The 11602-nt window shown below is 62.6% G+C and carries 10 protein-coding genes; 4 read left to right on the top strand and 6 right to left on the bottom strand.

Going from position 1 to position 11602, the window contains the following annotated elements:
* Nucleotides 1–28 precede the first annotated feature (28 nt).
* The 3 genes from Q0D52_RS05375 (at nt 29) to Q0D52_RS05365 (ending at nt 2475) form a co-directional block, all read left to right on the top strand.
* Complete coding sequence (locus Q0D52_RS05375) at nt 29–1150, top strand: ABC transporter substrate-binding protein (protein WP_294380682.1); 1122 nt, start codon at nt 29–31, stop codon at nt 1148–1150.
* A gap of 90 nt (nt 1151–1240) precedes the next feature.
* Entirely contained in the window at nt 1241–1843 is a 603-nt protein-coding gene (locus tag Q0D52_RS05370; protein ID WP_294380681.1) for a GNAT family N-acetyltransferase, read from the top strand.
* A 215-nt stretch (nt 1844–2058) separates the two neighbouring features.
* The gene (locus Q0D52_RS05365; protein WP_294380679.1) at nt 2059–2475 is read left to right on the top strand and encodes a hypothetical protein; all 417 of its coding nucleotides are present in this window, start codon (nt 2059–2061) and stop codon (nt 2473–2475) included.
* 177 nt (nt 2476–2652) lie between these two features.
* Here the strand turns inward: Q0D52_RS05365 and Q0D52_RS05360 are convergent, their stop codons facing one another.
* Nucleotides 2653–4308 carry a lipopolysaccharide core heptose(II) kinase RfaY gene (locus Q0D52_RS05360; protein ID WP_294361455.1) on the bottom strand — a complete coding sequence of 552 codons (1656 nt, stop codon included), beginning with the start codon at nt 4306–4308 and terminating at the stop codon, nt 2653–2655.
* Nucleotides 4309–4323: 15 nt separating this feature from the next.
* Nucleotides 4324–4686 carry a hypothetical protein gene (locus Q0D52_RS05355; protein ID WP_294380676.1) on the bottom strand — a complete coding sequence of 121 codons (363 nt, stop codon included), beginning with the start codon at nt 4684–4686 and terminating at the stop codon, nt 4324–4326.
* Nucleotides 4687–5066: 380 nt separating this feature from the next.
* Between Q0D52_RS05355 and Q0D52_RS05350 the strand changes: the two genes are divergently transcribed.
* A complete protein-coding gene (locus tag Q0D52_RS05350) occupies nt 5067–5954 on the top strand; it encodes a LysR family transcriptional regulator (RefSeq protein ID WP_294361451.1) in 888 nt (295 codons plus the stop codon).
* 95 nt (nt 5955–6049) lie between these two features.
* On the opposite strand, the gene Q0D52_RS05345 is transcribed toward Q0D52_RS05350, so the two are convergent.
* The 4 genes from Q0D52_RS05345 to dxr form a co-directional block, all read right to left on the bottom strand.
* Nucleotides 6050–7819, bottom strand: coding sequence for a proline--tRNA ligase (locus tag Q0D52_RS05345; protein WP_294380674.1), 1770 nt, complete (start codon nt 7817–7819; stop codon nt 6050–6052).
* Nucleotides 7820–8875 (bottom strand): flavodoxin-dependent (E)-4-hydroxy-3-methylbut-2-enyl-diphosphate synthase, encoded by a 1056-nt coding sequence (gene ispG / locus Q0D52_RS05340; protein ID WP_294380730.1) that lies wholly within the window; start codon nt 8873–8875, stop codon nt 7820–7822.
* Nucleotides 8876–9082: 207 nt separating this feature from the next.
* Nucleotides 9083–10198, bottom strand: a complete 1116-nt coding sequence (locus Q0D52_RS05335) for a site-2 protease family protein (RefSeq protein ID WP_294380671.1) — start codon at nt 10196–10198, stop codon at nt 9083–9085.
* 175 nt (nt 10199–10373) lie between these two features.
* Complete coding sequence (gene dxr / locus Q0D52_RS05330; protein ID WP_294380669.1) at nt 10374–11588, bottom strand: 1-deoxy-D-xylulose-5-phosphate reductoisomerase; 1215 nt, start codon at nt 11586–11588, stop codon at nt 10374–10376.
* Nucleotides 11589–11602: the final 14 nt, after the last annotated feature.

The following is an 11602-nucleotide window of genomic DNA, read 5'->3' as shown; positions in this document are numbered from 1 at the left end:
TCAAGAAGGGAAAGAAGGTTTGACGGACATGAACGATTCGTACCAGGAAAACGCAGTGCGCGCCATTTCGCGCAGGAACTTCCTCAAGCTGATGGGTATCGCCGGCGTCACCGCCGCCATGGGCGGAGCATTCACCGGATGCAGCTCGAACGGCGCAGATTCCAAGGAATCGGAAAGCAGTTCCAAGGCCGATGAGCCTAAGACCCAAACCGTCACCGACATGGCGGGCAACCAGGTGGAAGTCCCGGTCAACCCCACGAAATACGCTGACGGCTGGTTTGCGCACAACGAGATCACCATCATGCTTACCGGCGCCGAGGGCCTGGTCGCGACGCACTGCGCGCCAAAGGACTACCAGTGGATGTACAAGGTGTGCCCGAACATGAGCCAGGCAACCGCGACCTTCGGCAAGGACTTCGATTTCGAGGACCTGGCCGCCCTTGAGCCGCAGGTCATCTTCGATTCCGCCGACGATCTGCGCGACAAGGCCGCCGAAGTGGGCATCCCGCTGGTCAACTGCATGTTCAAGACGTTCAACGAGATGAAGAAGTCCATCGAGCTGACCGCCCAGGTGTTCGGCGGCGACGCCCCCGAGATCGCGAAGAAGTACAACGCCGAGCTTGAGCAGGTGCTTGCCGACGCCAAGGCCAAGACCGACAAGTTGGCCGATTCCGAGCGCGTGAGCGTCATGCACGGCAACAGCGTATACACGCTGACCATCGACGGCACCGACACCATCATCGACGACTGGATCAAGGCCGCCGGCGGCAAGAACGCCGTCACCGAGTCCACGAAGGGCAACGCATCCGCGAAGTTCACGCTGGAGCAGGTGGTCGCCTGGAACCCCGACGTGATCATCACCGGCAAGGCCGACGAGGTCGACCAGATCCTCAACGACCAGAACTGGGCCTCCATCAACGCGGTGAAGAACAAGAAGGTCTTCGTCAACCCCAAGGGCGTGTTCGGCTGGGACCGCTACGGCGTCGAGGAGCTGCTGCAGATCCAGTGGGCCGCCGCCACGCTGCACCCCGAGCTGTTCAGCGACCTGGACATCAACGCGAAGGTGAAGGACTTCTACAAGACGTACCTGAACTACGAGTTGACCGATAGCGACGTCGAGCTGATTCTGGCGGCGAAAAACCCGGCGTAGGGACCGAACGCGGGGCTTGACCGTCACGTAACCCCCGCAAAGCAGTAGTACCATGGGCTCCTGATCGAAACACGAGAAGGAGCCCTTTTCATGACCACTCCCGTTATCCGCCTTGCGACCAGCGCCGATTCCGACGCCATTTTGGGAATCTATGCGCCCTATATAGACACATCCATAACGTTCGAGGAGGAGGTTCCCACGCGCGAGGCGTTCCAAGCCCGCACGGACGGGGTGCTTGCCGCCCACCCTTACCTGGTTGCCGAGCTTGACGGCAAGGTGGTGGGCTACGCTTACGCCCACGAGCTGCGCGAACGCGGCGCCTACCGATGGAACTCCGAGCTTTCCGTGTATCTTGCGCCTGCCGCGCAGGGTCATGGGTTGGGTGCCGTGCTGTACCGCGCGCTCATCGCCCTATGCGCCGCACAGGGCATCAAAGCGGTATATGGCATCGTCACCAGCCCGAACGACCCCAGCCAACGCCTGCACGAAAGCCTTGGCTTCGAAGTGATGGGGCATCAGCGGCATGCCGGCTTCAAAAGCGGTCGATGGCATGATGTCACCTGGTACGTGAAGTTCCTGACCGATCGGTTCGAGGACGAACCCGCTTCCCCGATGCCCTTCCCGCTGCTGTGCGACCAGCAGCCGCAGGCAGTGAAGGATATTCTGGATCGAGCGAACTCGTCCCTGCGATAAGCGGCGGCTTGACCGAGACCGGCGACGGACACAGCCACGACGATTCGCCCCCTATTCGCAAAGCCGTGCGGAGAACGAGAAACCGTTAGGTAACGCCCGCCAGCACGCGCCTCACCTGCAAGCAAAGAGCAATACAGTGGATATCGCGCCCCGCAAGGCAGCAAACTCACCTTGCGGGGCGCGATACGCCGCACCATCGAAACGTTAGGCATTTCATGAAAAACTTCTTCCAGCGATTAGTTCAACGCACCGCCGTATGGATGCAGGGCCGCTACGGCAACGACGACCTTGGAAACGCGCTGGTGGCGCTGGGCATCATCACCATGCTGGCTTCCATCCTGCCGCATTGCGGGTGGCTTTCCTATGTCGCACTTGCAGCGATGGCGCTGGCCATTTGGCGCACCTGCTCGAAAAACATCGGGAAACGCCGCCAGGAAAACCAGAAGTACTTGCGCCTGTCCGCCAAACCGCGTCGCAGCTACGAGCTTGCGAAGAAGAAGTGGTCCAACCGCAAGACCACGAAGTATTTCCGCTGCAAACACTGCGGGCAGGAGCTCTCCGTGCCCCGCAGAAAGGGCACGATGCGCGTAGTGTGCCCGAAGTGCAAAACGGAAACGAAGATGAAATCGTAGCCGACGCGTCAACCTGTCGAAAGAAAGCAAAGCTCGCAAAGGAAAAGCGCCCCTGAAGGGCGCTTTTCCATATCATAGCATTTGAGCATCCAGCAAGCTTCCCAACACGCAGGCCGACGAGTCGGCGATGCGCCGCAAGAAGCCGCGCATCGCACGCAGGCCCTTATCGCACGGACATCATCTTCGCCTTCGCAGGATGTCCGTGACGACCAAGACGGACAGCACGAACGCACCCAAGTACCCAAAGAAGGACAGCACGGGAACCCCGAGGACGCGCGGCTCCATGGTAGACAGGGCGACCATGGAAGAACCTATGAACAGACCGGCTATGATGATGCCCAGCGACAACCTGTTGATGATGATCGAAAGGCTTCGCATGGGCGCTTCGGAGCCCAAAACCTCCATGTTCACCTTCACCTGCCCGCGCGTGAGCATATGCAGCGCCTGACCTGCATATTTCGCCGTATCCAGCGTACCCGACCCTGCGGTGCGCAACGCAAGCGCCAGCTCCTGCATGGCGCTTATCAGCTCGGCCTTCGTATCCTTCGTGCGCTGGATATGCGCATTGATGATGGACACCATGTTCTCATTGGGGATGAGCGGCATAACGGTGCCCTCAAGGGTGACGATACCGCGCGATACGCTGGTGATGGACGGCGGCAGCGTGACCTTGCATTGACGCGTGAGGTTCAGGATATCCGAGAGCAGCTGGCCGACGTCGATGGCGCTGACGTCGCATGAACCGTAGTCTTTCAGCAGCAAGTCCAGATCTGCCAGGAAGCGTGTATGGTCGATGGCGTTGTTATCGCGCTGAATGGCGAACGCCAGCAGCGCATCTTTAAGCTCCGAGGCGCTCTGCATCCCCACGGCGTTGATGATGGCGCCGAACCCCGCGCGATCGCGCGGGGACAAGCGCCCCATCATGCCAAGGTCGATATAGACGATCTTCCCATCGCGCACGAGCATGTTGCCCGGATGCGGGTCGGCGTGGAAGAAGCCGAAATCCAGCACCTGCGTGGCATAGTTGTCCAGAATCTTCTCGCCGATCTCCTGCAGATCGTATCCTGCGGCACGCAGCTTCTCGAAGTCGTCGATGGGGATGCCGTCGACATACTCCATGACCAGGATATTCTCACGGCACAGCTCCGGATACACCTTCGGGCATGCGATGAAAGCCACATCCTTGTTCAACTGCGCGAATTCCTGCAGATTCGCCGCTTCGCGTTTGAAATCCGTTTCCTCGAGAAACGTTGCCCACAGCTCCTCGACCACGTCGCGCAAGTCGAGCATCTGCCCATCTTTGATGAACCGCGACGCCTGCCGGGCCACGATGCGCATGATGTCGATATCCTGCGCCATGGTGGCGCGCACTCCTGGCCGCTGAATCTTCACCGCCACCACGCTGCCATCGGCTAGACGCGCCTTGTGCACCTGCGCCAAGGAAGCGCTTCCGAGCGGCTTGGGATCGATCTCGGCGAACAGCTTTTCGCGTTCATCCCCGTAGATGGAGTCCATGGCCGCAAGCATCTCATCAAACGGGAGCGGTTTCGACCTTGCCTGCAGCTTTTTGAGCTCATCGCAATAGGCCTTGGGCAAAATCTCCGAACGGGTGGAAAGCGTCTGCCCGATTTTCACGAAGCTAGGGCCCAGGCCCTCCAGCATGCTGCGGAAGGATTCAGGCGTGAACCCCTTCGTGAAATGATGCTTCTGCATGATGGTGTATATCTCGCGCAGCCGTTGCGTGCGCGATTTGCGCGTAAGGTTGAACTGCCCCTCGGGGTCCACCTCGGAACCCGACGAGAAGAAGTATTTCAACAGCGTGTTGTCGGCCATGAAAGCACGCGACCCCTATTGCTCGGCGGATGCTTCGGCTTGCTCGGAAGAGTCCTGAGAGTCCTCGGCCTGCGGCTGCTCCTGTACAGGCTGCGCCGCCGGACGCGCCGCGATTTCGGCGGCCTTCGCGGCGAAGGCCTCTCGCTCCTCGGGGGTCATGACCGACATGCGTGCCTCAAGCGCGTCGAAGCGCACGGACTCGGCGGCGTTCGCCGCCTTGTGCGCAAGCTCGGTGTTGATCTGCTTTCCCTGCTCAACGGTAAGCTCGCCTTTCGCGATAAGCGTGCTCACCAGATTCGTCGCCTTCTCACCCGTGATGGCCATAGCCCCCACGCCAGCCAGGAAGATGTCCTTGAAACCATCGCCGATCGTTGCCATATCAGATCCCCTTTCGATACGCTCGCACATTCGGCAAGCCCCTTACGGTACCTATAATGCTACACGCCCGACCGCACAGGCCACCTCAAATGCGAAGTTGAAGCCGAAACGATACCTTACGCGGCTCGGCGGTCATAGCGGCGAAGCGGCGCTATGCCGGTCCCCGCGCAAAAAGGAGCTTCGCGGCCTTCCCTCTTGCCTTGCCGGATGCAACATGTGCCCTTACGACTACAATGCTCACTTGCTGGGGGGCCTCCCCCATACGCCCCATAGGCCCGACTGGGCGCACTTGCGCATGCGGATGACCCGTCCGCATCGTCGCGGCGCGAGACCATCGCCGCCGCTCGCAGCAACAACCGCATCCCACAAAGGAGCATCGTATGTCGAACCGGAAATACAAGGCGCTGCTGCGCGTTGCCGAAACCGGCAGCTTCACGCAGGCCGCACTCGACCTCGGGTATTCGCAAGCGGGCATCAGCGGCATGATATCTTCCCTGGAAAAGGAAATGGGCGTGCAGTTGGTCGTGCGCGATTACGGGGAAGCGCGGTTATCGGTCGAAGGTGAGGAGCTGCTGCCGTGGATTTCCAATGTTTGCAACGGCGAACGGCAGCTGGCAAGCCGAGTAGCCGAGCTGAAGCGTCTAGAACGCGGCATAGTGCACGTTGCCGCGCCCACCAGCGTCTCCATCTGCTGGTTTCCCAGCATAGCGAAAGCGCTCCAGCGGAGATGCCCTGGCGTGGAGCTGCAGCTGATGCGCATCGACGATGAAGGAGAGCTCGAACGCGCCCTATGGCACGGCGACGCCGACTGCGGGTTTTTGGTCGCTCCCGCGAAACGCGCGCTTAAAACCATCCCTTTGCATAACGATCCGATCATGGTTCTGCTACCGCCCGACCACGCGCTCGCGGACGCCGACCATGTTCCCGTGCAAGCGCTTTCCAAGGAACCTTTCATCCAACCGAGGAGCAGATCGACGCAAGAGGCGGAAACGCTGCTGCGCAATCTCGGAGTGCGGACGCGCACGCGCTTCGCCCATGACAACGATTACGGCGTCATGAGCATGGTGAGTGCAGGGCTCGGCTTCAGCGTGCTTCCCGGCATGCTGCTCGAAAACGCCCCGTTTCCCCTGACCGTGCTGCCGCCGCGCATCGAGATGCACCGCGAGATATCCATAGGCGTGCGATCTGCGGCAACGGCCTCGGCGGCCACGCGAGCGTTCGTGCAGACCGCGTGCGCCTGGGTGAGACGACGCTACGAATGCAGCTGAACGGGAAAGGACAGCCCACCGACCGCAAGCCGCCTTGAAACCGAAACGGGCCCGGCATCTGCCGGGCCCGTAAGCGATATGCGTAAGCGTGAGCGCTATTCAGCCTTCTCGGTGAACAGGCCGGCGAAGGCGTTCAGGTTGTTGCCCCAACGACGCTGGGCGCCCTTGGCGAAGCTCAAGGCCTCGGCCAGGCCCTCCAGCGAGATATCGCGGCGCTCGCCCGTAGCGCGGCGCTTGATCTCGACCTTGCCCTCGGCAAGGCCGCGCTTGCCCATGACGATCTGCAGCGGCCAGCCCATCAGGTCGGCCTCGGCGAACTTCACGCCCGCGCGCTCCTTGCGGTCGTCGATGACCACTTCCAGGCCCAGACCCGCCAGCTCTTCCGCCAGCTTCTCGGCAGCAGGCTGCACCAGGTCGTCGCCGGTGGCGAGCGGCAGGATGCACACGTGCGCCGGAGCCACGGACATCGGCCAGATCATGCCGTTCTCGTCGTTATGCTGCTCGATGATGGCGGCCAGGGTGCGGGACACGCCCACGCCGTAGCAACCCATGATGAACGGCTGCTCCTTGCCGTCCTTGTTCATGAAGGTGGCGTTCATGGCGCGGGAGTACTTGTCGCCAAGCTGGAACACCTGCGCGACCTCGATGCCGCGCGCGCCCTTGAGCTCCATGCCGCACTTCGGGCAGCAGTCGCCGGGCTTGACGGTGATGATGTCGGCCCACTGGTCGACCTTGAAGTCCTTGCCAAGCTGCGCGCCCACGTAGTGGAAGCCGTCCTCGTTGGCGCCGACGACCCACTTCGGCACCGCCTTCAGGCTGTTCGCCGCGATGACGAAAGCGTCCTCGGGCAGGCCGACCGGACCCATGGAGCCCTTGTGCAGACCGTAGGCCTCCATATCCTCATCGGTGAGGATGGTGAAGCCGCCGGCGGCACGGGCGGCCTTCTCCTCGTTCACCTCATGATCGCCGGGGACGAACAGCACGACGAGCTTGCCCTCGTCGTTCTTGCCGGAAAGCGCCTTCACCGTGGAGGATTCCGGGATGCTCAGGAACTCGGCGAGCTCGGCGATGGTGTGCACGCCGGGCGTGGCCACCTTCTCCATCTCGGGCACATCGTAGACCGTGGGGCGCGCCAGGCCCTCTCCCACCTCGTCGCTTGCGGCATAACCGCAATCGCAGTACACGAGCGCGGACTCGCCGGCCTCGGCAAGCGCATGGAACTCACAGGTAACCGCGCCGCCGATCTGGCCGGCGTCGGCCTGCACGGGGCGGAACTCAAGGCCGCAGCGGGCGCAGATGCGCTCGTAGGCCGCGTACATCCTGTCGTATTCCTCCTGCAGCGACTCCTGCGTATCGTGGAAGCTGTAGCCGTCCTTCATGACGAACTCGCGGCTGCGCAGCAGGCCGAAGCGCGGGCGGATTTCGTCGCGAAACTTCGTCTGGATCTGATACATGTTCAGCGGCAACTGCTTATAGGAGCGCAGCTCAGCGCGCACGAGCGCGGTGATGAGCTCCTCATGGGTGGGGCCGAGGCAGAACTCGTGGTCGTGGCGATCATTGAGGCGCATGCGCTCGGGACCGTACGCGTCGGCACGGCCGGACTCCTGCCACAGCTCCTCGGGCTGCAGCATGGGCATGCGGATCTCCTGGGCGCCGCATGCGTCCATCTCCTCGCGCACGATGTTCTCGATCTTGGTCAGCACGCGCTTGCCCAGGGGCAGGAACGTGTAGATGCCGGCAGCGGTCTTGCGGATGAAGCCGGCACGCAGCAGCAGCTTGTGGCTGGCGATCTCGGCATCGGTGGGGTCTTCCTTCAGCGTGGGAGCGTACAGGGCGCTCATGCGCGTGATGTTGGCGTTGTTCATTTACAGGTCCTTTATCTCTTCCAGTAAAGCGTCGACGATGGCGCCTTCTTCCACTTTTCGAACGGTTTGGCCGTGGCGGAACACCACGCCCACGCCCTTGCCGCAGGCCACGCCGATATCGGCGTCGGCAGCCTCGCCCGGCCCGTTGACGACGCAGCCCATGACGGCCACCTTCAACGGCTTGTCCAGACAGGCGATGCGCCGCTCCACCTCCTGCGCCAGCCCGATCAAGTCGACCTGGCACCTTCCGCATGTGGGGCAGCTGATCAGCTCGGGGTTGCGGCGGCGCAGGTCGAGCGCGCCGAGCAGCGTCCAGCAGGCGCGCATTTCCGTGACCGGGTCGTCGGTGAGCGAGATGCGCATGGTGTCGCCGATGCCCTGCTCGAGCAGGATGCCCAGGCCGGAAGCGCTTTTGATGACGCCTTGGAACGTAGTGCCCGCCTCGGTGATGCCGATGTGCAGCGGGATATGCGGGATATCGCGCGCCAGCTGGCGGTACGTGCGGACCGTGGTCATGACGTCGTGGGCCTTCGCGCTGACCACCAGGTCGTGAAAGCCCCGGCCTTCGCAGTATTCCACGTACTGGCGCGCGGAGGCGGCCAGCTTCTCGGGAAGCGAAAGGTCGTCACGCTCGGCCAGCGCCTGGTCGAGCGAGCCGGCGTTCACTCCGATGCGGATAGGGATGCCCGCCTGCCCCGCGGCATCGAGCACGGCGTCGGTTTTCGCCAAGCCGCCGATGTTGCCGGGGTTGATGCGCAGCTTCGCCGCGCCGCGGCGCGCAGCCTCGATGGCGATGGTTGCATCGAAGTGCACGTCGGCCACGACGGGCAAAGGCGACGCCTCGCACACGGCCTGGAACGTGTCCAGGCAGCTGCGGCGCGGGATGGCCATGCGCACGACCTCGCACCCGGCATCCGCCAGTTGCCGTATTTGCGCAAGGTTCGCCTGCGCATCATCGGCCGGGGCGTTGAGCATGGACTGCACCACCACGGGAGCCCCGCCGCCAAGCGACACGTTGCCCACGTGCACCTGATGCGTTTTCTGATTGGGACGCATAGCGTCCTGCGGCAACGGGCAAGTCGCGGCCCCCGAAGGAGCCGCGGCGCGCGCGTTGCCCATGTTCTCGTTAGTTTCCATAGCGGCTATTCTACCAGCGTAGCGCCCCTCGTAGGGGAAACGTATACAAGCAACAGGCGAAGAAAAAGCCGACAAGGGGCGAACCCCCTGCCGGCTTATGCGATATACGGAACGAGAACGCCGCCCCTATTGCCCGAAGAACGTCCCCGAGATGATGCGCTGAACATCCTGATTGACCATGACCAGGAAAAACATCAGGAACAACGCCATGCCGGCGGCGCTCATGGCGTTCATGGCGCGCATGGAGACCACCTTTTTCGACAGCTTCTGGAACACCTCGATGACGAAACGGCCGCCGTCAAGCGGCGGGATGGGCAGTAGGTTCATAATGCCCAGCGACACCGAGATCATGGCCATGAACTGCATGAACGGCACCAAACCCGCATCGGCGAACTGCTTCGACATCACGGCGATGCCCACGACCGAAGACGAATCGGACACCGTCTGAGCCGCCGTTGCGGGGTTGAACAGGCCCGCAACGGCCTGCACGACCATGCCGATATAGGTGAAGCCCGCCACGATGGCGCGGCCCGGGTCCACCGTCATGTGCGTCACCTCGCCCGATTGCATCCGCACATCGAAGCCGATGACGCTGAACAGCACCACGAACACCAACATGGCGAACAGCAGGTTGACCGCGATGCCCGCCAGCAGGATGACCGAGCGCTTCCAAAACGGCAGGCTGCGGTATTGCTGCCGATATTCGCTCTCGAACAGCGCATGGGAATCCTCTACCGGGCGCGCCTGGCCCTCGGCGTAGCGCTCCGGCGCGGGCTTGCCGGCTTCAAGCGCCGTACGGATCTGCTTCTTGGAGGGAATGACCTCTGCGGCGCGATACGTGTTGTACTCGTCCTTCTTCGTGGGACCCGTGCAGCTTCCCCAATCCACCAGCTCATCGAGCGCCTTGAGCGCATCTTCGTCGGAAATGCCGCAATCGCGCGCGACATCCTCCATGTTCGCCGTGCCCCGACGGTACAGCGCCGCCAGCACCGGCTCCAGATGCGGGCTCATCTCGCCCGGCTCCATGCCGCATACGCGCGCATAACCGCCCAGCAAAATGGGCGTGACACCGAACTTCGTGCCCCATTTCTTGAAGCCGATGTTCGGGCCCGGCATGCCCAGCATGAACTCGGTGACGCGAATGCCGAAAGCGCGCGATGCCAGATAATGGCCGCCTTCGTGAATGACGACCAGAATACCCAGCACGATGGTGCAGTACAAGATCATGAGGATGACGTTCAAAAACCGGCTCCTTGCCTTAGCTGCGGACATGCGACGAAGCGGGGCTTCGTTTGATGGCCCCGCGCGTTGGAATCCGTCTCATTATAAAAAGAGGTTCCGCCCCGTTACCGAAGCGGAACCATAACCACACGATGCACGCGATTGAAAATGGGTATGGAAGCCTGGAGGCAAATCGCTAGCGCACCGACTTGCGGGCGGTTTCGCGGGCCCATGCGTCAAGCGCCTGCAGCTGCTCGAGGCTTTCCACCTTCTGCACGCCTTCGCGCTCGTGCGCGTCCATGACCGCCTCCACGCACTCGGCGATGCCCAGGTAGCTGCCCTGTTCCGCCAAAAACGCTGCCACGGCCACCTCGTTGGCAGCGTTCATGACGCACGGCAGGGTTCCGCCCACGCCGCCCGCATGACGGGCAAGCTCCAAGCAGCGGAACGTGTCGGTGTCGGCCGGAGCGAACTCCAGGCTTCCCAGCTTGGTGAAATCCAAAGGCTCGACGGGCGCCTCCCAACGCTGCGGGTAGCTAAGCGCGAACTGGATGGGGATACGCATATCGGTGGTGCCCAGGTGAGCCTTCACGCTGCCATCAGTGAACTCCACCATGGAGTGGATGGCACTTTGCGGCTGGACCACCACGCTGATCTTGTCGTAGGGCATGTTGAACAGATGATGCGCCTCGATGACCTCCAGGCCCTTGTTCATAAGCGTGGAGGAGTCGATGGAGATCTTCGCCCCCATGTTCCAAGTAGGATGGTTCAGCGCCTGAGCAGGCGTGATGCCCTCAAGATCGGTACGCTTCCTGCCGCGGAACGGGCCGCCGGAAGCCGTCACCCATAAGCGGGAGACCTCTCGCTCGGACTCGCCGAGCAGGCATTGGTAAATGGCGCCGTGCTCGGAGTCGATGGGCATGAGGGCGCCGGCCGGACCCACCGCAGGGGCCGTGCCCGCCGCGCGACGCTGCGCATCGACCTGCGCCGCCAGCGGCATAATAAGATCACCGCCCACCACCAAGCTTTCCTTGTTCGCCAGCGCAAGGACCTTGCCCGCGCGCAGCGTTTCGTAGCTTGCGCGCAAGCCGGCGGCGCCTACAAGCGCGTTGACCACCACGTCCGCCTCGGGCAGACGCACCAGGTCGACCACGGCGTCCATGCCGAAGCCCCACACGCCCTGGGCGCCGGCCTGCTCGCGCACCTCGGACGCGACCGCCTGGTCGGCCAAGCGCTCGTCACCCACGGCAAGGTTGCGCACGTTATGGGCGCGCGCCTGCGCGAGCATGTCACCCACGCGCGTGTTCACCGCCAAGCCGACGATCTTAAGCTCGTCGGAATGCTGCCGCACCACGTCGACCGTTTGCGTTCCGATAGAGCCCGTGGACCCGAGAACAACGATGCGTTTCATGAAAGCCTCCGAAT

It is taken from the genome of uncultured Senegalimassilia sp. (assembly GCF_934630535.1).
Taxonomy (GTDB): domain Bacteria; phylum Actinomycetota; class Coriobacteriia; order Coriobacteriales; family Eggerthellaceae; genus Senegalimassilia.
Note: the sequence above shows the minus strand (reverse complement) of the source record. Positions and strands in the feature narration are given on the sequence as shown.